16 protein-coding genes are annotated in these 23564 nt (G+C 54.9%); 1 reads left to right on the top strand and 15 read right to left on the bottom strand.

The window, feature by feature from the left end:
- Positions 1 to 98: 98 nt before the first annotated feature.
- The 8 genes from NG346_RS04350 to NG346_RS04315 form a co-directional block, all read right to left on the bottom strand.
- A complete protein-coding gene (locus NG346_RS04350) occupies positions 99 to 1388 on the bottom strand; it encodes an RNA-directed DNA polymerase (protein ID WP_262288374.1) in 1290 nt (429 codons plus the stop codon).
- Positions 1303 to 1884 carry a hypothetical protein gene (locus NG346_RS04345; protein WP_262288373.1) on the bottom strand — a complete coding sequence of 194 codons (582 nt, stop codon included), beginning with the start codon at positions 1882 to 1884 and terminating at the stop codon, positions 1303 to 1305. Before NG346_RS04345 ends, NG346_RS04350 begins: the two co-directional genes overlap by 86 nt.
- 366 nt (positions 1885 to 2250) lie before the next feature.
- Positions 2251 to 2640 carry a four helix bundle protein gene (locus NG346_RS04340; protein WP_262288372.1) on the bottom strand — a complete coding sequence of 130 codons (390 nt, stop codon included), beginning with the start codon at positions 2638 to 2640 and terminating at the stop codon, positions 2251 to 2253.
- Between the two features lie 133 nt (positions 2641 to 2773).
- Positions 2774 to 4822 carry a fimbrial protein gene (locus NG346_RS04335; RefSeq protein ID WP_262288371.1) on the bottom strand — a complete coding sequence of 683 codons (2049 nt, stop codon included), beginning with the start codon at positions 4820 to 4822 and terminating at the stop codon, positions 2774 to 2776.
- A gap of 81 nt (positions 4823 to 4903) precedes the next feature.
- Entirely contained in the window at positions 4904 to 5767 is an 864-nt protein-coding gene (locus NG346_RS04330) for a FimB/Mfa2 family fimbrial subunit (protein WP_262288370.1), read from the bottom strand.
- 177 nt (positions 5768 to 5944) lie between these two features.
- Positions 5945 to 7162, bottom strand: coding sequence for a fimbrial protein (locus NG346_RS04325; RefSeq protein ID WP_262288369.1), 1218 nt, complete (start codon positions 7160 to 7162; stop codon positions 5945 to 5947).
- 58 nt (positions 7163 to 7220) lie between these two features.
- A complete protein-coding gene (locus NG346_RS04320; RefSeq protein ID WP_262288368.1) occupies positions 7221 to 8633 on the bottom strand; it encodes a tetratricopeptide repeat protein in 1413 nt (470 codons plus the stop codon).
- Between the two features lie 70 nt (positions 8634 to 8703).
- Positions 8704 to 9231: a DUF3575 domain-containing protein gene (locus NG346_RS04315; protein ID WP_262279178.1), complete on the bottom strand. Its 528-nt coding sequence runs from the start codon at positions 9229 to 9231 to the stop codon at positions 8704 to 8706.
- Positions 9232 to 9724: 493 nt separating this feature from the next.
- On the opposite strand from NG346_RS04315, the gene NG346_RS04310 reads away from it, so the two are divergent.
- The gene (locus tag NG346_RS04310) at positions 9725 to 11386 is read left to right on the top strand and encodes a nucleoside kinase (protein ID WP_262279298.1); all 1662 of its coding nucleotides are present in this window, start codon (positions 9725 to 9727) and stop codon (positions 11384 to 11386) included.
- A 92-nt stretch (positions 11387 to 11478) separates the two neighbouring features.
- On the opposite strand, the gene NG346_RS04305 is transcribed toward NG346_RS04310, so the two are convergent.
- From NG346_RS04305 to NG346_RS04275, 7 genes are all read right to left on the bottom strand, one after another.
- Entirely contained in the window at positions 11479 to 12711 is a 1233-nt protein-coding gene (locus tag NG346_RS04305) for a nucleotide sugar dehydrogenase (protein ID WP_262279177.1), read from the bottom strand.
- Positions 12712 to 12720: 9 nt separating this feature from the next.
- Entirely contained in the window at positions 12721 to 14040 is a 1320-nt protein-coding gene (locus tag NG346_RS04300; RefSeq protein ID WP_262279176.1) for a glycosyltransferase family 2 protein, read from the bottom strand.
- 29 nt (positions 14041 to 14069) lie between these two features.
- Complete coding sequence (locus NG346_RS04295) at positions 14070 to 15743, bottom strand: TackOD1 domain-containing metal-binding protein (protein WP_262279175.1); 1674 nt, start codon at positions 15741 to 15743, stop codon at positions 14070 to 14072.
- A 29-nt stretch (positions 15744 to 15772) separates the two neighbouring features.
- The gene (locus NG346_RS04290; RefSeq protein ID WP_262288367.1) at positions 15773 to 16939 is read right to left on the bottom strand and encodes an HlyD family secretion protein; all 1167 of its coding nucleotides are present in this window, start codon (positions 16937 to 16939) and stop codon (positions 15773 to 15775) included.
- Positions 16940 to 16958: 19 nt separating this feature from the next.
- Positions 16959 to 18329, bottom strand: a complete 1371-nt coding sequence (locus NG346_RS04285) for a hypothetical protein (protein ID WP_262288366.1) — start codon at positions 18327 to 18329, stop codon at positions 16959 to 16961.
- A 94-nt stretch (positions 18330 to 18423) separates the two neighbouring features.
- Positions 18424 to 20883, bottom strand: coding sequence for a collagen-binding domain-containing protein (locus tag NG346_RS04280; RefSeq protein ID WP_262288365.1), 2460 nt, complete (start codon positions 20881 to 20883; stop codon positions 18424 to 18426).
- 95 nt (positions 20884 to 20978) lie between these two features.
- A complete protein-coding gene (locus NG346_RS04275; protein WP_262288364.1) occupies positions 20979 to 23396 on the bottom strand; it encodes a hypothetical protein in 2418 nt (805 codons plus the stop codon).
- Between the last annotated feature and the right edge of the window lie 168 nt (positions 23397 to 23564).

Genomic DNA, 23564 nt, shown 5'->3' with positions numbered 1-23564 from the left:
CAACGGTCTACCACGAAGGCAGACCTATGTAATTAATATTAAAGGGTATTGAATAAATATATGTAATTGAATTATATAAAAAAGTCCATTGCGTCGCATCACTGCTTCGCCCACAGCCTTTCCCACTGCGACAGCTCTTGCAGGACATGGTCACGGCGCGTATGACCCCGCCTGACCGCCACCTTGCGCAGCGTGGCCGGCAGGGAGAGCACCTCCCACCATGCCGGGTCCACACTGTCGAGCAACCGCCGCCGTACGTTGTAGGCAGCGAAGTGGCGCAGGTGACCGAGATAAGAGTTCAGCGTGCTTGCCATGCGCTCGGCGTGCTCCTCGACAAACGCGGGACCGTTCATCGCCAGCCTGTTCCATGTCTCCACACCATCAAAGGCAAAGCCGATGCTCCGGCGCGTGGCATAGATGCGGCCCGGCAGGATGAAACCGCCCACAAAGTTCACGCCCTTGTGGCAGGGCTGGAGATAAAGCTTGCGGGGATGAAGGGTGAGCCCTTCCTGTCGCAAAGCATCACTGAGCCTCTCGCGCACCGCCATCAGATGCTCTTTGCTTTCGTGCACCATCACGATGTCATCGACATACCGTCCACAGAGCGGCGTGTCCCACTCCTCTTTCAACTTCTTGTCGATCTCGTCCAAGTAGAGCGAAGCAGCCAGCTGGCTCGTCAACCTGCCTATGGGCAGTCCGTGGATCGGATCGGTGTGGAAGAGGCTCTTCTTCGGCGGAAGATTCTTCCATGCCTTCAGAGGACACCGCCTAATGCAGTGCGTCTCCGGCCGGTCCATCAGGATAGCCCATAAGAGGTAGATGATCTCCATCTTGTCGTCACCATGATAATACATCTCGGCGAACCATGCCATCTTGTTGTAGGCCCGCTCTTTGTCGATCGCCATAAAATATCCCTCGATGTCGGTCTTCATCACCCACGCTTCCCGCGTGTAGTTGTCCGTGCACTGCCGGATATACTCCGCGATGCGCTGCACACCGAAGAGCGTTCCCCGCCCCGGTCTGGTCGCATAGTTATCATCCGAGAGAAAGTCCTCCATCAGCGGTTGCAGTTTGTCCGACACCACGTGGTCGGCCACACGGCTCTCGAACGACGGGGCAAAGACCTCGCGTGTCACCGGTTTGTTGACGATAAACACCACGCTGTTGCCCGGCTGGTAAGTGTGTCTGTTGATGCGGTCGCACAGGTCGAAGCAGTTTCGCTCAAAGTGCTTGGCGAATTTCAGTGTGTTGAACGTGTTTTCCTTTCCGCTCTTACACTCATAGTAAGCCTCGAAGACATCCTCATTTCTCAGCTTCCCCATCGGCAGCTGTCTCCACTGTTCCCTCGTCAGGATGGGGTACGGCTTGTCGGGTATTGGGTATGTCATCTTCTTCTTTTTTCTTATTACGGTTGATCAGAAACATTCTGATCTCATTGAGAAACATCATAGCCTCCAGGGGAGTGCTGTTGCCAATGTCGTAATCCACGATCATCTGCTCCACATCCGCCTTAGAGCCTTTCAGTCGTCGGGGCTTTCTTCGCGACATCAACAGACTGGGGTCGTCGGTGTCGATGAGATTCTCGTCGTACGAAGTGTCGAGCCCTGCAATCTTGATGATGGACGCGTCGTCGTTTTGTTCCACGATCGAGCCACCGCTCTGTGTCATGCTGTCCTTCACGCGTCCCAGCGACGAGGGCGGGAAGCCAAGCTTATAGTACACCGTCCCGTCTGCCATCGACTTCTTGCGGACACGGTAGTGACAGATCCGCCCGAAGGCAAACGCGCCCTCGTTGAAGGCGTTATAGAAATTACCCCGTCGGATAAGGAAAATCAGTTTTCCTTCCTCCTTTTTCTGTTGCTGTATGATCTGAAGTAGCTCCAAAATAGAGTAATGAGTAATGAGTAATAAGCAAAGAGACATGTCGGCAGGGTGGTTGCCATGCGTCCCGAAAGTGGCGTATATATATAATAAGGTGTAATAAGCCAAATGGAAAGGCGAGAACCGGCCTCACGCCGCGGTTATTCGTGTTCGAGTTGGACTTAGCGTTGTCAGAGTTCAAGTTGAAGTTGCCGTTGTTGTTCCAGTTCACGTTGAACGCGCGGCCAGCGCTAAACTCGGTGACACCAACAGATGTTATCCGTTCCGTACATTACTTGCTTCGTCGGTCTGATACACCTCCACAAGTCGATAACCCTTTTCCATTTTGTCTTGCTCGCTCGCCGCAGCCTTAGCCACGACGATTCCGGCTTAAGTATGTATTCTCCCTTCGTCCGCCGCTTTGTCAAGGCTTCGGTGCTTGATGGCGTAGTTCTTCCATCCGGTGATCTGCTTACCGATCTGGTCGAGCAGAGCAGCGTAGGCCGCGTATTGCTTGGGCGTGAGCACTTTGTTGTTCACGCAGCTGCGGAAGAGCGTCGTCAGCACCACAGTCTTGTCGGCGAGTGTCGTCAGCGCGGGCACCTTGTCCTCCTGGCGGTTGGCAAAGGTGATGAGCTCCAGCATGTCTAACGTGAGGGTTACCATGCGTTCACCTACGGTGTATCGGTAAAAGCGTTCCACGCTTTTCAGCATCCGAAACAGCGAATCGAGCAACCTCGACACGTCGCGGTATATTTTCAAGTCCTGGGAGTTTGCCATCTTTTCGATGCAGGCAGCAACATCACTGCCGGCATTGTCTCTGTTGCTAAATTTTTAAATTCTTAAAATTCTAAATCTACCCGCCGCCTGAGGGGCGGCGGGAAATAGATAAAGTACTAAATAATTAAATAGGTCAGAAAGCGAGAACCGGCCTCACGCCGCGGTTATTCGGGCTCGAGTCGGACTTAGCGTCGCCAGAGTGCAAGTAGAAGTTGCCGTCGTTGCTCCAGCCCACGTTGAACGCGCGGCCAGCGCTAAACTCGGTTGACGTCCAGTACCAAGTATCATAGGTATTTGCCTTCCAAACCATCGGCACAACGGTCGCATAGTCGCTGGCACCGGCATTGAAGAGCGTGTTGAGCTGGTTGAGGTTGGCCTCAGAGACACCCGTGATGTAGTTCCACTGAGCCTGAGCATTGTTGTCATCAGTATCAAGGTTGGCATTATCGTGATGCCACGTCATGTCGGACGTGATGTTGCCACCGAGGTTGAGAGCGACCAGATAATACTGACCGGCGGAGCCGAGGTACCAGCCACTGGTGCCGGCAGGAGCCTTATAGGCTGTGGATGGGGTTGATCCCTCGATGCCCTTTGTCGGATCAGTGTTGTCCGTGAGGTTAACCTGATCCGTACCGAAGTTGAGTGCATACCAGGCAGAAGGATAGTTCTCCTTGGTGAAGTTGTCACCGGCAGCGGTCTTGAGCGCATCGGTCTCCGTGCGTCCGTCATAGTCTTTCAGCACAGCGTTGAAGTCGGTAGCCACCTCACTGCGGATGCGATGGTTAACATACTGTGTGCCTGTAGCAGCCCATGTGAGCTGAGCACCGGCGGAAGCCAGGGCGATGGCATAGCCGTGCCTATATCCTGCAGCGATGTCCGTAGCAGAAGGCTTGGTGGAGAAGATCACGGCGATAGGATAGTGCTTATCTGTAATCTCTTCCTTCACGATAGGTCCCCATTTGCCGTCGCTGAAGACATAGTCGCCGATGCGGGTGCCGTTGACGTTGGTGGTCTGGTTAGCGTCGACGAAGTTCTGAGCGGAGATGTTTACCGTGGCAGCGCTGTTGTCAACCGGTGTGGTAGGACTGTTAGAACCCTTGCTGTTGATCACGACGTTGACCTTGTAGTTGTAGTTCGGGCTGAGCACCTTCTCTGTGCCGCCGTCAGGCACGGTGTTGCTGTTGGTGTTGTAGTTGAGGTACACCGGATAGTAGCACACGTCGCTCGATCCGCCGTTTGTGAACTTGCCCTTGATGACGAGGAAGGTAGCGCCGTCTTTGGCACCAGCTGTCTTGTTGTTTGGCATGGTGTAGAACACAGGCTTGCTCTCGGTGTAGGTCTTGGCGGAACCGGCAGTGTTGGCATCCCAGGTGAGAGCACCTGTGCTGAGGTAAGGATAATCCGTAGCCTTCACCGTCGTGCTGGCAGGACCGTCGGTGGTCTGCTCGCCGCTCTCGTAGGTCACGCCGTCAGTAGGATAGGTGTAAGAGCTGGTGGTGTTGGCCATGGAGAAGCCGAGCACGCTGGGCACGTTGGACATGAAGATCTCGGTGGGCTGGAAGGTAGCGTTGGAATAAGCGCCCTTCAGGTCGACCTTGATGCTCTGCAGGGATACCTTCGACACGAGGTGATAGACATTGACGTTGGCCGTGAAGTTCTGGGTACCGGCACTGCTGATGGCACCCTCGCCATACATCGGGATGTGGTTGTTGTCCGCCATAGCGTCGGCGTTGGCTGTCCCCTCGTGCGCGCCCCAGAGTGCCTGGGCGATGGTCAGCGTCTTGGCCTTGAATTCGTCGGCTGTTGTCACGCCTTCGAAGGTTTTCTCCGGTGCGTTGACAGCCACGAGCACCTTCTCACCGTCCTGCAGATCGCTGGCGGTGAGCTCGATGCCATTGCTCGTCGTAGCCTGGTCGACGATCTTCACCACCTTGCCATCGCTATCGAACACACCGACGGCGATGCGGTTGACGGTGTTCTCAGTAGCGTTCGTGATTTCGCCCGTAGCGGCAGCACGGGTGTTGGTGTTCACAGCATTGGACGGTGTGACGCTCACGGTGAGCACTCCACCCTGTCCGCCCTGCGAGAGGGTGTCGTCGGAGCTACAAGAGGCAAAAAGCCCCATGGTAGCGAGGGCCATGGTCATCGCCATGGAACCCAAGCGGAAAATGTTTCCTTTCATAACTGTGTTGTGTTTAAGGATTAAAAAAAATAATGTATCGTTGTTGTTAATGTTATGTTGTGAGTATATATAACCTCATGCTCATGGCACCACATATTCCGAACTGGCGTCCTGCCAGGAGCCGACGGAGATGGTGGTGGTGGCGGTGAGGGCGTTGACCTCAATGGTCTTGCTCTCGCCCCCGCTGAGGGTGATGGGCTTGCCGTCCTTGCCCGCGGAGACGGTGAGGGCGACCTGCCCGTCGCGGATGACCTCGACGGTGATGCCCTTGGCGCCGGCGGGCAGCGAGGTCACGGCGGTGGTGGTGAGCTTGTCGTCGGCGACGGTGTATGCCGGCCGATAGTCGAGGATGTCGCCGAGGGCGGTGCCGTCGTAGGCGATGGAACGCGAGAACCCGGTCACCCTCACGCTGTAGTCGCCTTCGCCGTAGCGCTGCTTGAGATGGTCGACGACGACGGTCACGCGTGCGGCACGGTTGGTCATCGGCAGCGCGATGACGCCCTTGGGTCGCTCGCCCGAGGGATAGACCCAGCTGCCATACCACACACGCCCGGAGGCCACCTGCAGATGGCCCTGCGTGGTGGACATCAGCGAGGCCCACACGTCGGAGAGGCGTGTGCCCTCCTCGGGTGCCTGCATGTTGAAGTCGTCGGAGAGATGAGTGGCCAGGGCCACCACCTCGATGTTGTCGCAGTCGTTGACGGGCAGGGCGTAGGTGCCGTCGGCACGGCGCGTGAGCGCCTGACGGAAATAGCCGTTGACAAATTCATAGACACCGGCCACGCGGGCCAGCGTGTCCTGGACTTCGGCGCCGCCGGCATCGTAGCAGGTGGGGCGCAGGCCGTCGGCGAGCACACCGTGGTAGCAGTTCTCCTCAGTGATGCAGCTCTGCGCCAGCAGCGCCGCAAAGAGGAGCGAGAGGGTGATGGTAAGAGTTTTCTGCATTGTTTTGTTTACGTTATTTTTATGACTCACCCACGAAATGCCTGCTCATGGATATTCTTGTTGCACATGATCTGTGACATCTGTGAGATCTGTGAGATCTGTGTGACATCTCATGCGGTTGTCTCATTCTCACAGATTAAACAGATTTCACGGATGCGATACCCGAGCAGTGGGATGTCAATTCAAGGTGACCTCCGAGGGTGCATCGACAAATCCCTGAGGCGTCACCGTGACGGCGACCGTGCGGGGCACGAGCGGCGTGATGACGGGGTTGCCATTCTTGTCGTAGGCCGGCTTCTCGCCAAAGCCCTGGACTTTGACCGTCATTCTGTAGTTAAAGTTGGGATATACCTTCTTCGCGTCACCTACATTCTTGCCACCGGTCGTGTTGCTGTAGTTGATGTAGAGCGGATACCACACCTCGGTGCCCGCGTCACCAGTCTTGTAGTGGAACTTGCCCTTGACGACCAGGAAGGTGGCCTTGTCATCGTCGGTCTGGCTGTTGGGCATGGTGTAGGCCACCAGGCCATTGACGCTCGAGGTCTGGCTACCTTCTGCTTTGGTGGCGTCCATGCCGAGATAAGCCTTGCCGAGGAAGCCGTCCTGGTTGTCAGCAGGCTTCTGGGTCATGTCGCCATGATAGTAACTGTTGTATTTCAGCGGTGTCGTTAAGAAATAGGCTGCCTCGCTGGTCGTTGCCGTGACATTCTGGAAGTCGAGCACGTCGGGCACATGCGCCAGGAAGATGCCCTCGGGATCAAAGCTGGCATCGGCCATGGCACCCTGCTTGTCGAGCGTGAAGCTCTCAAGGGTGATCTTAGCCACGAGGTGGTAGACACTCACATTGGCGGTAAACTGCGTGCCGTCGTCGCTACTCTGTGTCAGTGCCTCGACATGGCCGAACATCGGCAGGTTGGTGAAGTCGACGGCATCAGTGGTCGTGTGTGTGGACGCGCCATAGAGCGCCTCGTCGGTGGTGATGGTCTTGGCACGGAAGGCGTCCTCGTTAGCGATGGCACCGGTGAAGACATTGGCGGGGGCGTTGCAGGCCACCAGCACGTGGTCGGTGGTGGCGAGCGCCGTGGTCGTGGTCAGCGTCACGGTGCCCGACTTGATTTCGCTGCTCTCAAAGGTCTTTACCATCTTGACGTTGTGGTCGGAGTCGAAGATGCCCACGGCGACGCGGTTGATGGTGTTCTCGCCCGCGGTGGTGATGTTTGTGGCGGCAGCACGGGTGTCGACAGGTTTCAGCGCGATGGTCAGCGCACTCTCCTTGGCGGCGGGCGGGACAACGGTGGTCACGATGTCGGGCGAGCCGGAGCAGGCGGTGAGTCCGGCAACGGCGAGAACGGCCGTGGCCAGGAGCGCCATGGTGATGAGTCTGGTTGGTTTCATGTTATTTGTGTTTTATGTGTTGTTAATAAAGAGGATATATATCGTTCGTCTGTTACTGTCAGTCCTTGGCGCGGGCATGCTCCTCGGCCAGTCGGAAGTAGACCTCGGCGCGGTCTCGCCGGCCGAGCAGCGTGTAGAGCACGCCGAGATCGTCGTAGGCACGCGGGTCTGAGGCGTAGGGCTCGAGGAGTCGTCGGGCGTCGTCGGCGCGTCCTTCGACGAGGGCGGCGGCACCGGCGTTGATGTTGGCCTCAGCGCTGTTGGGGAAGAGGCGGGCGCCCATGGCCATGAGTTCCCGGAATGTCGAGGAGCCGCGTCCGTAGCCCTCGGCCACGCCGAAGAGGTTGGCGTAGGTGAGCTGCGAGCGGTCGTTGTCGGGCGTCACCGCGCCGGTGATGCTGTCGGCGTCGGGCACGGCGAAGTCGAGTGTGTAGGCCATGCGGTATACCTTGTCAAAGACGTGGTGCTCGAGATAGTTGTAGGGCTGCCCCTTGGCGAGCGTCTTGAGGTTGCTCTCCCGGCCGTCGGCGACGTCGGTGGCGCGGATGATGTCGAGCACGGCGTTGCGGTAGCGCATGGAGGAGCCGCGGACGATGGTGACGATGCTGTCCCAGTCCTCGGGTGTCCAGTCGACGCGGCATCGTGCGGCGGCGGTGCCTTTCTGTCGGAGCAGGTAGTCGCGGAGCCAGAGCTGTCGGTCCATGCCCATGCGCGCCGTGGCGTGGTAGTTGCCCTCGGGGGCGCCGAAGCCGTGGAGTCTCACGGCGACGAGGGGCCTTCCGCCGCCCTGCTTGCCGGCCACGGACATGATATGCTGGTAGACCTCGCTGTTGAACTTCGTGCTGTGCACTTCCTCACGGGTGAGCGGCATGACGCCCGTCACGGTGGCTATCTTGCTGGCCTCGGTGGCGGGAGAGAGATAGCGCACGCGGGCGAGGATGCCCTCGGCGAGGACTTCGACACGGGGGGCGGCGGTGAGCGTGGTGTCGGTGGTGACGGCGACGCTGCTGAGCACGTTGTCCTCAAAGGTGTGGCGGTTGCCCTGTCCCTTGTCGCGCTGGCTCTCGAAGTAGAGGGCGGCACCGTTCATCCACGCGGCGTAGGGCACGGTGGTGTCGTAGTCAAAGGAGTGGCGCAGTGCGGCGCGGCCCTTGGCCTTGCCGCGGGCGGCGACGGGATAGTTGCCCTGCAAGCGGCTCCCGGGTCGCAGGTCGTCGCCCTTGACGACGACGGCGGAGAGCGTCTGCTGCACGGTGTCGTTTTTGAGCACCGGGGTGAGCGTGAGCGTCTCGCCCGGCGAGGCGACATCGTCGCCGTAGGCCACATGGAAGCGCACGCGCAGCAGACGACCCTGGCGGGTGAACTGCTCCTGGCTGACAGAGACCTTGCCGTTGTAGGCCGTCTGGCCCAGCGCGGGCGCGGCGCTCAGCAGGGCGAGCAGGGATAGTGTGAGAATCTTGGATTTCTTCATGGTCTTATCGATAGGAAACCTTATGTGTGTGTTTTATGTTTTTTGTCGGGAAAAGTGTCGGCCGCGGAGTCTAAGGCAGGAAGTAGACCAGCGAGAGGTCGAGGTGGGTGGGGCCGACGAGTGTGCGCGTCTTCGTGCCGAGAGGCTCGCCGCACTTGCCCCGGCGGTACTCGTCGAAGTGTGCCACGGTGGCACCGATGCCGATGCCGGCCTCTATGCCGAAGTGCACGCTGATCTGCCGCAGATAGCCGCCGTTGAGTCCGGCGCCAAGCAGGTAGCCTTGCTTTCGTCGGTCTTTGAGGCCGAGGAGCGGCAGGCCGGCGGCGTTGAACTGTCCGCCATAGCCCTGTGCGCCGACATACCAGCCGGTGTGTGTGAAGGAGGGCCACCAGCGCACGCCGGCGGCTGCTGTCCAGTGCTTGTATTTATGGTCTTGGGAAAATGCCACGGGGGCATAGCAACCATCGAGCGAGAGGCTGTAATGGCTGCTGAGGATGATGTCGGCACCGAGCTGCGGTGCCAACGTGATGTCGTCTAAAAAGTTGGTGCGAAGGGATACCTGTGCGGAGGCTCTTGCACAAAGGAGCAAGAACAGCACACCGGCGAGGGCACGTAGCCTATATATTATAGGTGTGTGTGTGTGTGTGTGTGTGTGTTACACAATTTTTCGGATTAACCAAAAGAATTGTGTTAAACATTGTTGCACATGATGTATTATGCATATCAAACATCAGCTTTTCTTTTAATACCCTTGTGTAAAGGTGTTACGCTATTATTGGTGCAAAGATAGGAAGTATTTTCGAAACGTGCAAGAGAAAAGCCAAAAAAATGTGAGACAGTGCTAAAAAAGACTGAGAGAGACATCAAGGACAAGTGATTCTTACTGATGCCCAACCACTTCCTTTCCCTAAGAAAAGTGTGGCAACACGCGGAATATTCGCTAAGAAAAGTGGGAATATCCTTGGTCTTTCACTCATAAAAGTGTAACTTTGCGGAAAAGCAAAGGACTATGGAGAGACAGATGCTGGAGCAACTGATATAACCACACTATACTTGCAAGGCAAGATTAAAAACAAAAATCAAAGACTATGATGAAACCAACCATTCAGATACGCTGCAAGAACAATGGGCAGACGCTCACCGCACCCATTGGCAGCACGCTTTCAGAAGTGTTTCGCAACGCAGGTATTGACATGAAGTACGGACCGATCTGCGCCAAGGTCAACAACAAGGTGGAGGGAATGCACTACCGCATCTACCACAACAAGGACGTGGAATTCCTCGACATGACCTCCGGCTCGGGCTCGCGCAACTACACCCGCTCGCTCTTCTTCGTACTCTGCAAGGCTGTCCACGACCTCTATCCACAAAGCAAGGTGGTCATCGACATTCCCGTGAGCAAGGGCTACTACGTCGATCTGACCATCGGCCACGAGGTCACTGACGACGATGTGGCGCGCATCCGCCAGCGCATGCAGCAGATCATCGACGCCAAGATGCCGATCCGCCGCTTCGAGGTGCCCACCGAGGATGCCGTCAGGATGTTTGAGGAGAAAGGCGACAAGGCCAAGTCGAAGCTCTTGCGCAGCGCTGGCTCACTCTACACGACCTATTATCAGATCGACGACTACGTCGACTACTACTATGGCTCGCTGTTGACCAACACGTCGAAGATCTATCTCTTCGGACTGGAGAAATATTTCAACGGACTGCTCCTGCGCATTCCCGACCTCAAAGACCCGGGCGTGCTGCCGCAGATGACGCGACAGGACAAGATGTTTGAGATCTTCCGTGAGCACCACCGTTGGCAGGAGATCATGGGACTGCGCACTGTCGGCGACTTCAACGAGATGGTGCGCAAGGGTCAGGCAACCAACCTCATCAATGTCTCGGAGGCTCTGCAAGAGAAGAAGCTCACCGAGATCGCCGACGAGATTGCCAGCCGCAAGGACGTGAAACTCGTGCTCCTCGCCGGTCCGTCTTCTTCCGGAAAGACCACCACCTGCAAGCGTCTGAGCATACAGTTGCTGGCCAACGGCATCAAACCGCTGCAGATCTCGCTCGACGACTACTTCGTCGACCGCGAGCATACGCCCAAGGACGACAAGGGCGAATATGACTACGAGAGCATCTATGCCCTTAATCTCAAGCTCATCAACGACCAGTTCAACGCGCTCTTCCGTGGCGAGGAGATAGAGTTGCCGAAATATAACTTCCAGACGGGACGCAGCGAGAAGAGCGGCAAGAAGCTGCGCATGGAGCCCAACAACGTTCTCGTCGTCGAGGGCATCCACGCCCTGAACCCTGAGCTCACCGCGCAGATCCCCGAAGCACAGAAGTTCCGCGTCTATGTCTCGGCGCTGACAACCATCCTGCTCGATGACCACAACTACATCCCCACGACGGACAACCGCCTTCTGCGCCGCATCATCCGCGACTACAAATACCGTGGTGTCAACGCTCAGGAGACGATCCACCGCTGGCCGTCGGTGCGTGCCGGTGAGAACAAATGGATCTTCCCCTATCAGGAGAATGCCGACGTGATGTTCAACTCGGCCATGCTCTTCGAGCTCGCCGTCATCAAGCAGCAGGCCGAACCGCTCTTGGAGCAGGTGCCGGAGAACTGTGAGGAGTACAGCGAGGCTTACCGCCTGCGCAAGTTCCTGAAGTATTTCCAGCCGGTCCCCAACCGCGACATCCCGCCGACGAGCCTGCTCCGCGAATTCCTGGGTGGCAGCTCGTTTAAATACTAACCGTCTGCTCGAATCCCCTTACACCATGCGCTCAGCACGCTGGTGTAAGGGGATCTTTTATTTTGTTCTCTCCTTAGCCCTAACCTTATGCTCTATTCTGTCGGCTTGTCGCATAAGAGCATGACAGGCTTGTGCTCGATGTTGAGGAAGGCGTCGCGGGCAAAGATATCATGCGCGGTGGTGATCGCGATCACGTCGTAGTCCCGATTGCGCGGCACACTGTGTACAACATTAATGCCATACTCCGCCTTGGCCTTTTCCACATCAATGAGCGGATCACACACGGTAATATCACTGACGGTCTTCGCCAGTTCATGATACACATCCGCGACACGTGTATTACGAATATCATCGCAGTTGGGCTTAAAGGCAAATCCGAGGAGCAGCACACTCGATCCACCAGTCTTTTTGAGTCTGGCGGCTATGCGTCGGGCATAGCTGATGGCCATCTCGTTGTTGATAGCTCTTGCCGTCTTCAGCAGTCGTGCGTCGACATCCGCTGTGGCGGCCTTATCAATAAGGTAGTAGGGATCCACGGAGATACAGTGTCCGCCAACAAGTCCCGGGTGCAAAGGCACGAAGTTCCATTTGGTGGAGGCGGCAGCGATGACATCCTCCGTGTTGATGCCCAAGGCCGAGAAAATCGTGTGCATCTCGTTGGCAAAGGCGATGAGCACGTCACGCTGGCAGTTTTCCATGACCTTACTGGCCTCAGCCACGCGGATGCAGGGAGCCTTGTAAGTACCGTTGAGCAGGATGGAACCGTAGAGCTTCTCTAAAGCGGCCGCCGTATCCGGAGTGGATCCGGAGACAATCTTTCTGATGCGCTCCACGGGGTGCTCACTGTCTCCGGGGTTGATACGCTCGGGGGAATAGCCGACAAAGAAGTCAGTGTTGAGTTTCAATCCTGATGTCTTTTCCAAGATGGGCACGCACGTCTCTTCCGTCATCCCCGGCCACACGGTAGACTCTATGACGACGGTGTCGCCCTTGCTGATGACCTGTCCCACCATCTCGCAGGCCTTTTCGAGCAATGTAGGGTCGGCATGATAGTCTTTAGAGATCGGCGTAGGCACAGCGATGATGAAGACATTGCATTCTGCCGTGTCCCTGAGGTTGTCGGTGATAAGGAAGTTTCCTTTGTTCAAGGCATTATGCAACTTAGCCGGGTCGCATTGATCACGGCTGACAAGTCCTCTGCGCAGGTTTTTGCATTTCTTGCTGTCAACGTCGAAGCCCACGACATCATAATGCTTTGCGAAAGCCAGGGCAAGGGGCAGACCAACATAGCCAAGGCCTATCAATGCTACTTTTGTTTGTCTCATATAATATATTTACATTCGTTCCAATTGTGCAGACCGTGAGGTCTTATAAGGATTCCAGTTGTCTTTGTATGACTGGAAGAAGAACAGCTCGCTTAACTGAGCCACCGTGCGGGCCATACGCAGGAACCATCCCGAATATGCCGGCATAAGCGGCAGGTAGCGCAAATACCAGTAAGTGTCGCGCGGCCGTTCGCTGACGACTCTTACCAGTCCCCACCCTATATAGTTCAGCACGATTCGCAAGAGATAGCCGAGCACAAAGACCTGCAGGAAGGCTGTCTGAAAGGTGAAGACGAGGTTGATGATATAAAACCACCATACGAAGTTGAGGATGCAGTCATAAAAGATGCTCTCCATGTTGCTCACGAAGTTCAGAAAGTTCCAGTTGCGGTTGGGCAGCAGAATGTCGAGATGCTTTCTCAATCTGAACCTGACGAGTGAGCGGCTCCATCTGACGCGCTGATGATAGAGCTTATACCATTTTGTAGGCACGTTGGTGAGGCAGACAGCGTCGTGGGCAAAGGCCACGCGATGCCCGGCCTTACGCACCTTTTGTGTAATGTCTCCGTCGAGTCCCGGCCCGATGTCCCAGTAACCAATTTCCTTGAGTGTTTCCGCATCGAAAGCGCCGAAGGCACCGGAGATGATATGATAGATACCAAGCTGACTGGTCACCAGTCGTCCCACCTGAATGCGTTTAAGGTATTCATAGCCTTGCAGTGACGAGCAAATCGTGTCTTTGAAATTGCGCACGAGCACGCAGCCGCCAACAGCCTTCACGCGGTTGTCCATATAGAAGGGCAGCAGGATGTTCTCCACAGCCTCGCGGTCAAGAGAAGAGTCAGCGTCGAGATGGATGATATACTTCCCCGTGGCGGCGTTAGCGCCGAAGTTTGCGGCAGAAGCCTTGCCGCCCCTGACATCACAACGCAGATATTTCGAGATATACTTTGCCCGTTCAAGGTCGTGACAGATGAGCGGAGTGTCATCGTCTGATCCGTCATCGACGACGATGATCTCGAAGTTGTTGTAGGTCTGTTCCCGCAGCGTGGTGACAAGCTTATAGATATTTTTGCCCTCGTTTTTTCCCGGCACGAGGATAGACACCAGTGGACGGTCGTGGTGCAGCAGCCACTTGGCGACCGCTCGCTGCCGACGCCGCTTACCTCCTGTGAAGAAGCAATAGATCATCACTCCGTACTCCAGCAGGTAGTAACGCGGAAACTCCACGAAGAAAAGAAACCAATAGGTCCTCACCACGTTGTCCACGTTCAAGCCACGCAGGAAGTCGACAAATCGACTTATGTAGTACAGTATTTGATCTATCATAACGTTAGTCCTTTCTCAGTCTGCCTTGTTTATCTCAACCAGAACCACCATCCTGCGATAATGGCGGCGATAGCCACTATGAGCAGCACGATATAGCCCCATCTCAGGTAAGAGATGAGTTTGGAGACGGACGGGCGGTCCTGCAGCTTGTCGATTTCCCGTATCATCCTTTCCTTTTCCTTCTCTCTTCTGTCCTGATCGGTCTCCACTTTGTCGAAGTCGGGGTTGAGTTTACGGCTGATAAACATCATCGTACTCATGTCCTTAGGATGAGGAACATCCTCATAGTGTATGGTGACGTCTGATGTGCTGGGGATGAGCGACCACTCTCTCAGGAAGCGCTGATCGTCCTGCACATTTCCTCCCATGACCTTGAAGGCGATATGCAATGTCATCTCCGGTTTAAGAAACATTGCCAGATAAGAAGCATTATCGGTGATCACCTTGCGGAAGTTTTCCTCTTCTCTGTCGCTGTCACCATCGAGCACGGTATCCTGGATATAGATTGCCGTGACCATTGCCGTGATTTTATAGTTCAGGAAGAGCCGGCTGGCAGCCTCAACAACCTTTTCGGTACGTGTCATCACGCCGCCTTTTCTGTCCGTGGCCCACACGACGGCGATCATCAGTCCGCGGATGACGCCCTCGGCGGCGAGTGCGCGACGTGAGATCAGCGACAGACGGTTTTCAAAAGCCTGGACAGACATGTAGTTGTTGAAATAGTCATCGTACGGTGAGAACGAGTGCAGTCCCCGGCAGATGTCACTGATTCCTCTTGCTGTAATCTCCACGACATGTATGCTCCGCGGGAAGAGGTCCTGTACTTTTGAGACGGTACCGCAGTAAGTGCACGTTGCCGTGGTGTCAGGAGTCAGGAAGCTTTGGTTGCAGTTGTGGCAGATATAGAGTGACGCCGGCCGGTCATAGTCGATGCCGATATGTCGCAAGGGCTTGTGACACTTCGGACAAATGAGCTGCCCACCAGCCATATAGGTGTGTTCCGGCGAGATGTTGGCACAAGGGAAATGGTGGATGACCGGTTCGTTGGTCAGCTCATTGCTGCCGCAGTGGGGGCAGGTCTCCTGATAGATGAGATGCGAGTGCTGACACTTCGGACAGACATGCATGCGGTACACCGTCTTGCGGTAAGCCAGCGAGCCCTTTGCCACGCCCATGTCCACCCACGAGAAGTATTCATTGATGTGGAACAGTCCCCAGTCGTGCAGGCACTCTGCCAGGGGGAAGGCGCATCCCATGGCACTTTTCTCCATAACCTTTGGCTCCAGGACAAGGTGGTTGCGGGAAATAAAGTACCTGAAGATGCGCAGGATAAGCAGATAGTGGTTGGTGACGACACCTTTCTCTTGCGGCACGCCGTACTGCAGGCGATAGTTTTCCAGCGTTTTGAAAGTGCTCAACACGAGTTCCTCGTCAACCCCGTCGATGAAAGCGTCTATCATCTCCTCATAGTTTCCGATCTTGCCCTCCAACGTTCTTGCCGCGAAGAACGGCTTGTATGCCGCCTTGTTGCAGGTGATGGGATTCAAGCCTTTAAGGATAAGCTCCACATCGTTGGGATAGGGTATGTTAATAAATACCGCGTCAAAGTCATCGGCCTTGTATTCAGGCCTGAACTCCACCCACACAGGCTCGTCACAGACGAGGATGCGGTAGCCATATTTATTGGTGACAATATTTCTCATGATGGCTTGACTCTATACTCCTTTAATCTTTAGTTACGTTCTACTTTCTTATCATTCCCTTTTTTGTACCGAGTGGAGGGGGTAGCGACCTTATAGTGTTTCTCCACATATTCGAGTTTTTTCCTCACGCCCACCGAGCTGACTCGTATCTTCACGGGCAAGTGGTCGTTGAGAACCCATACGGGAATCTGCTGATCCTTGTCGATGTTCAGCGCGGCCATGATGACCATAGCGTCTCGCGAGAAGTTGTTCATCAGGTAATCGGGAAGCTCGTCGACACCCAGTCCCATACGCACGAGGTGTGCACCGAAGCGGGTTTTATTGTCTACGATGACCTCGATGGAGTCAGCGCGCATGAGGCTACGCGCCTTGTCAACAGGCACGTATGTCATCACGTGCAGGTGAGCCTTGTCGATGTCGCGCAGTTTCAGACTCATGATCTCGTCGCCTCTGATGGCTATGGAGTAGTTGGTGAAGTCAATGTTGGTAATATAGCCATCGTCTGGCGCGCAAGCATATTTAAGGAACTCAGACGTGTAGTTGTTGCCGTAGGGAGAATACGGCATGCTGTTGACCCTGGGACTTTCCAGTCCGGCCCGGATCAGTTGCATGCGATCCCTGCCCACCTGTGCCAGATAGATGCGCACCTTGCTTTCGGCCTGCCTTATCTTAGCCTCCGTCTCGGCAATCTGTGCTTTGAGATCGTTTTGCTTGGTGTTGTTGGTCAGTCCGTAGAAGATATCGTTTCGCTCAGAATAGAGTTGCTTTTGCAGTTGTCTCAGCTGTTCTCGCAGCACGGGTATTTCCTGGCGTGCGAGCATAGCCTGCGTTTTCATATCGTTGGCCCGTTGCACGAAAGGTGGCTCCGTGTTGACATTGTTGAGGTCGCCGATATGATTGATGATGACATACGAGAAGAGCGTGTCGCCCCTTTGCACCGAGTCACCGACGCTGGCTCTCATGTCGAGGATATAGATGTCTTCCGCAGCCCGGATATTGTTTTTGTCCAAAGCGATATATCCGTCGTAATAGGTATACACCGACCGGCTGACGACATACAGGATCAGGAAGATAAGCGCCACGAGAAAGACAGAGGCAAAGACGACCTGCTGCTTGGCGAGTCTTCTTGTCTGCTTCTTGAGCAGGGCGAGCGCATCCTGCTCGGTCGTGCTTTGTTCAAATTTGAAGTCTTTCATAGTTTGCTTTTATCTTTACTTATTGCAACGCTGCCGTCGAGACGAAGCTGTTGACATTCGGCACGTTGGCCAGTCGCTGTATCTGTATGATGCTCAGCGAGCGGTCTTTCATCTGCGTGTAGAGGCGTTCCATGCTCTTGAGATATTGGTTGTATTCCAGCAGTCGGTCGATATAGCTGTATCGGCCTTGGTTCTTGGCATAGGTATTCTGCCGCATGGCGAGATATTTCTTGAGCTGCGTGAGATGATGATACTCCACGGCGATGGCCTGGTTGAGCCTTCTGATGGCATCGATGGACATGCGACAGTGCGTCATCACGTTGTCGGTGTAGTTGCTGTTCTCGTTGCGGAGTATGTCTTTCTGCACTTCTATCGACTCTTTCCGCCGTCGCGTGTCGTTCCACAGCGGAAAGGTGAAGCGCACACCGAAGTCGGCATTGTTGGACAATCTGTCGCGGCTGGTGAGATAAGTCGACCATCGGGCGAAGGGTGTCAGACGCATCGTAGCCACATAAGACAGCAGTTTGGCATCGTTGTCGAGTTTCTGTATTCTCAGCATGTTGAGTTTGTTCTGCGGATTGGCGGCAGCAATCTGCGCACGCAGCGCGAGGGTATCCACGACGACAGCCCTGGGCTGCAACCAGACGAGCTGCTCACGGGGAGCCACAGAGTCCTTGGCAAAGAACTGAGCAAGCTGAAACTCGAGCTGCATCTTCTCGTTCATCACGTCGAGGAGCTGTCCGCTGGTGATGCGGTCTTGCTCGAGCATCATCTGGTATGCCTCGTTGAGCACGTCGAGGTTGCGCACGTGACAGAGCATGACCCCGGCGATGACATGGTTCCAGTGCTGCTCCATGGTGTCGGCCCAGGCATCCATGTCGGCGCGTCCCATGTCGAGGCGCTGCCGTGCCTTGGCGATGTCGGCGGAGAGACGTATTCCCCACTCCTTGTCGTGGCGGTGATAGTACTTGCTGTTGATCCAGTCCCATCCCACTTCGGCCTGCACCTTAGCCTTGTAGACCGAGACGGGGTCGTCCTCGTCAGAGCTCAGGAAGTTTGTGAGCTTCTTGGAGAGCCGGCCGTAGACCTGCCCGGTGACCTCCAGTCCAGTGTTGCGCTCCAGGGCGAGCACGTCCGTGGCAGCCTTTACGCGGTAGAGGCTGTCTGTGAGGTCGTCGTCGTCGGGAAAGCCAAAGACAGGAGCCTGCGGCATGGTATACGGAACGGGATGAAAGACGACACGCTCCATGAGGCGAAAGCGCCGGTGGAAGTCGCGCAGCACGCTATCGTTCTTGAGGTTCTCGAATACAAGCATCTTTGGCCTGTAACCATAGTTCTGATCATTCTGTGCGTAGGTGCGCACTGATCCTAAGGCCAAGGTCAGAGTCATCAGTAAGAATATTCGCCAAAAGTCTCTTTGCATAGGCATAGACATGCTGGCGTCTCCTGCCCCGGAGGGCGAGAGGCGCGCAGCGTGAAATCCATTATTCCACGAGCTTAAACACTTGCAGGCTGTTGCGTCCGTAGGCCACATAGATGTAGCCGCCGGCCAGCGTGACATAGTTGGCCGAGCGTGAGCGTACGAAGCTTGTCACCTTTTTCAGTGTATTGCGGTCAAGGACCACGAGGCCACGTGTACCGTAGGCCACATATACATATTTATTATCCACCGCCACGCCGTTGGCGCAGATCATCAGGTCTTTCTCCAATTTGTCGGAGTAGATGTTCTCCTTGTAGTGGCCCACCTGAGCACCGGTGTTGGCGTCGTAGACATAGAGTCCGTTCATGCTTTGGCAGACATAGACCTTGCCGTCGTAGACACAGATGGCGTTCTTGCCGTTGTTGGGCTTCACCTTGTTGGCATCGACGGAGAAGAGAGGCTTCTGCATCGTGACATCGCTCTTGTCGAACTTCTCCAGCTTCAGACCCACCTCGGTCAAGGAGTCCGAAATATGTGTGCCGTCGTAGTGGATGGCATAGAACGTGTTGCCGTCGGGCGCGTAAGCGAGGTGCTTGGCGCGACCTTCCTTCTTGGTGATGCGTACGGGATTGAGGCCGTTGTCATACACTTCATAGCCGTAGGTGGAAGCCACGTCGAGCTTGTCGCCGTTGACGATCACGCAGTTGCCGTCACCGCCTTTCTTCGTGCCGTTACCGGCTGCAGACTGTTGGGCCTGATAGAGTTTAACAAGCTGCAGAGGCTCATAGGTCTTGGCATTGATGTCAGTACTATCGAGCTCACCCATCTTCTGAGCGGCGCAGTTGATGGTGCCGTCGTCCTTGAGATTCATAAAGGCGAGCATGCCACCATTTTTGTTGTTGCCTACGGCATAGAGTCGCTTGCCAGCCTTGTCAAGGCAGATATGGTTGAAATCAATGGACTTGTTGTGGTCGCGGACGAACTGCTTGAGTGTTGTGGTATTGCCGGTAGTACGGAAGACCTCGATACATCCACTGCGTCCTTCGCCTTTCTGATGGTACGACACATATACATTGCCGTTGCCGTCGTGCTGCACACAAGTTGCCGAGATGTCGTGGGTATGACTTTCCGCAACCACCACGGGGATGACAGGATCGGGGTCGGGCTTGGCGTTGGGTACATAGCCATTGCCGCTGCAGTCGCCAGCGGGAATGGAGAAGGTTACCTTTCCGTCGACGGGCTCACCGTCTTTGTCAATGACCTTGCCATCATGGATACGTTGCACCTCAGCGTTCTTGAAGTCTAACGTATTGTAGTCCACCGTCTCGTAATTTCCATTATTCTTGTTGTACATGATATTGTCGCAGTCGATGCCAGCCCGCTGCTTCCCCTCATCAGGGTTTGTCTTCACGAAGAAGATTTCGGAAGGATTACTGCCATTGAACTTGATGGTGGCGGCCTTGATCACGCCCATGGCATCCTTGCCCTCCATGACGATGGCGGCATCGTTGCCATTATTGAGGACCTCGTATGTGCCGTCGACATCAATGAGTCCCTTGTCCCCAAGGAATATCTTTGAGTCGGCACAATGGGTGAGGTTGACACACTTGATGTATTTAGTATGTATCTCTGCACCGTTGGAGTTGACGTCTATCGTTTTGGCCTTGACACCACAGTCTACAATAAGTTTAGTACCATTCTGGAATTTGATGGTGTTGTCTCCGGCTTCAATGCCATTGCCCACACGGATGTAACCGTCGGTCCATAAATCAGCACCCGTGGAGGTCAGCTTACCTGCCACATACAGACGGGTGTCGGCGTTCATAATATCACCAGAATAATACTGATTGGGTGCTGTGTTTCCGTAGAAATCCTCTGCTGTTAAGTCGCCGTCTACATAAAGTGTTCCTTGAATGCATGCCTTCTTACAGCTGAAGTCACCTTTGATATATATTTCCTCATTATTAGCGATCTGAAGCTCCCCAGATGGTGTTTCGAGCGTTCCACCTTCTTCGACGATGAGTGTGCCTCCATTACCAGTTATTCGATTACCACCTAAAATGAGTTTGCCACCTTTCTTGACGATGATCGTAGCTTTGCCCGAATTAATGTCAGGTTTCTCTAAGGTACCTTCTACATAGATAGTTGTACCATTGCCTCCACGGATATTTTTGTGTGATGCTGTCTTCTCCTTAGGCACCAGCCATGTGCCGCCATCATTCCAAATGGGAGGAGTACCTTCTGTGATATCCACGGCATTATTAGGCACGGTGGTATCCAGTTTAGGCCAAGTAGGTATCTCTTTGTTGATGGCATCGATGTCACTTTTGGCGCGTGTCCGCGTCACTCCGCCGTTGCAGTTGTACACCGTGCCTTGCATTTCCGCGGTGAGATTGTCGAGAGCCTCGCCCACAGCGTCCTTGCTGACCGGAGAGGCGATGTCCACATCGTCGCTTGACGAGCATGCCGTCAGTCCTCCCAAGAGGAGAACGGCGGATGCCAGTAGATATATTTTAGTTTTCATAATAGTTTTTTGATCGATTAAACGGAAGAGGCAGAGACCTGCCGCCCGAGAAAAGACAAAAGGGCAGGGCTTCCGGCCCTGCCCCACCTTATGCTTTAAAGTTTATGAGCCTCGAGTTTGAGCACCATCAGATGGTTTTGACCGTAAGCCACAAAGATGTTGTCGTTGCCGTCGACAGCCACGAAGTTGGCAGACTTGCCGGCGGTGTAGCGGGCCACCTCAGGTGTTTGCTTGGCCTCCTTCTCAGAGGTTGCAGTCATATCTTTCTTGTTGATAACGATCAGACCGAGAGAACCGTAAGCAATGTAAATCTTATCGCCCTTGACGCACACGCCATTGCAGTAGCCGCGGGTCACGACTTTGCCCTCTTCATACTTTGTGTTTTCGGCATCGGCGGTGTAGGTAGCGTCCTTCGGGATGAAGAGTCCCGTGAGTGTGCCATTGGTGTACTTGGCCAGTCCGTTGGCGCCGCGGCAGACATAGATGTCGTTGCCGTCGACAGCGAGTACGCTCTTGCCCTTGACAGGATCGAGGGTGCCTACGTTCCATGTGTTCGTCACGTTTTCGAGACGATAGTTAGTGGCTCCGTAGGTGTTCACCTTCAGCGCATTGTTGTCGAGATAGCTGACATAGACATTCTTGCTGTCAGCAGCGATATACTTAGCTCGTCCGAGCTTGTTGACATACGTGCCAGAGAGGTCACTGCGGTTGAAGATCTCGGTACCATAGAGTGTGGCGACCTGATAGAACTGTCCGTTGACGATGACGGCGTTGCCGTCGCCGGTGTTATGCTTGCCGTCGCCGGTGTTGTCGCCACCCGCTACTTTCTGCAGAATCGTGTATTTCAGAGGTTCGAGGCTCTTGTTGCCCGTTGTGGATGTAGCGTCGGTGTCGAAAGCGCCGTCAGCTTTCAGTGCCAGGCTGGTGATGACACCACCCTTGACGCCGTTGCCCACTCCGATGAGTTTATGCTGTTCCTTGTCGAGCGCGATATTGTTCCAGTCGATGACGTTCTTTTTGCTTTCATCGACAGCCGAGACAGACTGTCTGAGCGTCACGTTTCCGTTGTTGTCGGTGGTGAGATAGTCGAGCATACCGGCCTGTGCGGTGCCGTTGGTGTGGTAGCAGACATAAACGTTGTTGCCGTCGACGACGACGCCCGTGGCGGAGCGTCCCTTGCGCTCATCGTCGTTGACGCCGTAGGTCACGGCAGCCGCCACGCGAAGCACCTGATAGTCTGTGGCTGTCTTAGTACCTTCCTTGTTGGGATTGAAGCCGAGGCACTTGATGCTCTCGTCGGCGGGGATAGAGATGTCGGCGAAGTCGTTCTCCTTGTTCAGCTTGCGCACATTGCCGCCCACGAAGGCGAAGTTGTCCCAGTCGAGCAGGTTGCCGTCAGCCACGCTGCCCTTGTAGGCTCTCTTGAAGTAGACGCCGAAGAGACCACCGTCGGCAGTGTTGATGAAGGTGGCGTCGTCGCTGCCGGTGACAATCTGCTTGGTCTCCAGGACAGCCAGCTTGCCGTCGGCGAGGTTCAGCTTCGAGCCCTTGCCGTCGGTATTATAATAGGTGTAGGTGTTGATCAGTCCGTTGTTGCCCACGTAGATATTGGAACCATTCTCCTGACGGATGAACGTGGCAGCCTTCTCCTTGGAGTCGTCATACTGCCCGGCCTTGATATAGTTGCCGTAGACTTTAGCCTCGGCACCATTCACGATGAGGCTGTTGGCGAGCGAGAAGAGCTTGCTGGCTACGACAGTACCCGTGACGGAGGCATCTTTAGCGGTGATAATCTGAGCCGAGAGCTTACCGGCAGCAGTCAGCGTCTCATCGGCAGTGACGTTGGTACCCACCTGTGTCTTCGAGTCTGCACCAAGCGTGATAGTCTTAGCGTGGAGCTCATTGGTGGTGAGGATATTACCGTTGTTGGTCAGGCTGATGCCGAGGAAGGTCTGATCCTTGGGGTCGCTATTCTCCTTGTTGCCGTCGCCGGACTTATAGAATGTGGTCTGAGCCATGAGACTGGCGCCTTTCTCTACAGTGAAGGCTGTGGTATTGTCAAACTTCAGCTTGCCACCTTTGTAGACAATGATGCTTGTCCCGGTACTGCTTACACCATCGAGTGTAAGGGTAACGTTGCCCGACACATAGATCGTGCCGCCACCCTTGAGGCCTTTCAGCGTGAGGTTGTGCTTCAAAAACAGCTCCTTGCCGTTCATGTCGAGCGTACCGGGAGCGTAGTCCGCGAACTTATACTGATAGACACTGTTAGCCTCCAGCTTAGCGTCGCCCTGATAAGGATCCCAACCGTCACCGGTGGGCTTAGCGGGAAGGGTGAGCCCGATCGTGGGGACCGTTGTCGGCATGGCACGAGTGAATGCCTTGGCGCCGGAAACAGCGTTGAAGTTAGTTACACGTCCTGCAGTCTCGTTAAGCAGAATGCCAATCCCCTCTGCCTGTGAGTTGATCTGTGTTCCTCCATTGCTGGGGTCGTCACTTGAGCAAGCTGTCATGCCCATCACTATCAGCGATGAGATGGCGAAATTAGAAATCTTATTAACTCAAGTTTCGCAAGTAGATGATTATACTTAAAATTTAACAATTATTGCCAATAAAAAAGGCTTTAAGATTTGCCCAATTCGTTAAGAATTAGTAACTTAGTAATCGCCAAACAACTAAGT

The organism is Hallella absiana, assembly GCF_025457485.1.
GTDB classification, from domain to species: Bacteria; Bacteroidota; Bacteroidia; order Bacteroidales; family Bacteroidaceae; genus Prevotella; species Prevotella absiana.
Note: the sequence above shows the minus strand (reverse complement) of the source record. Positions and strands in the feature narration are given on the sequence as shown.

Excerpts from the sequence above, each read along its gene's own strand:
- NG346_RS04350 (WP_262288374.1), bottom strand. The coding sequence starts at position 1,388 with ATGACATACCCAATACCCGACAAGCCGTACCCCATCCTGACGAGGGAA.
- NG346_RS04340 (WP_262288372.1), bottom strand. The coding sequence starts at position 2,640 with ATGGCAAACTCCCAGGACTTGAAAATATACCGCGACGTGTCGAGGTTG.
- NG346_RS04335 (WP_262288371.1), bottom strand. The coding sequence starts at position 4,822 with ATGAAAGGAAACATTTTCCGCTTGGGTTCCATGGCGATGACCATGGCC.
- NG346_RS04330 (WP_262288370.1), bottom strand. The coding sequence starts at position 5,767 with ATGCAGAAAACTCTTACCATCACCCTCTCGCTCCTCTTTGCGGCGCTG.
- NG346_RS04325 (WP_262288369.1), bottom strand. The coding sequence starts at position 7,162 with ATGAAACCAACCAGACTCATCACCATGGCGCTCCTGGCCACGGCCGTT.
- NG346_RS04320 (WP_262288368.1), bottom strand. The coding sequence starts at position 8,633 with ATGAAGAAATCCAAGATTCTCACACTATCCCTGCTCGCCCTGCTGAGC.
- NG346_RS04310 (WP_262279298.1), top strand. The coding sequence starts at position 9,725 with ATGAAACCAACCATTCAGATACGCTGCAAGAACAATGGGCAGACGCTC.
- NG346_RS04305 (WP_262279177.1), bottom strand. The coding sequence starts at position 12,711 with ATGAGACAAACAAAAGTAGCATTGATAGGCCTTGGCTATGTTGGTCTG.
- NG346_RS04300 (WP_262279176.1), bottom strand. The coding sequence starts at position 14,040 with ATGATAGATCAAATACTGTACTACATAAGTCGATTTGTCGACTTCCTG.
- NG346_RS04295 (WP_262279175.1), bottom strand. The coding sequence starts at position 15,743 with ATGAGAAATATTGTCACCAATAAATATGGCTACCGCATCCTCGTCTGT.
- NG346_RS04290 (WP_262288367.1), bottom strand. The coding sequence starts at position 16,939 with ATGAAAGACTTCAAATTTGAACAAAGCACGACCGAGCAGGATGCGCTC.
- NG346_RS04285 (WP_262288366.1), bottom strand. The coding sequence starts at position 18,329 with ATGACTCTGACCTTGGCCTTAGGATCAGTGCGCACCTACGCACAGAAT.
- NG346_RS04280 (WP_262288365.1), bottom strand. The coding sequence starts at position 20,883 with ATGAAAACTAAAATATATCTACTGGCATCCGCCGTTCTCCTCTTGGGA.
- NG346_RS04275 (WP_262288364.1), bottom strand. The coding sequence starts at position 23,396 with ATGACAGCTTGCTCAAGTGACGACCCCAGCAATGGAGGAACACAGATC.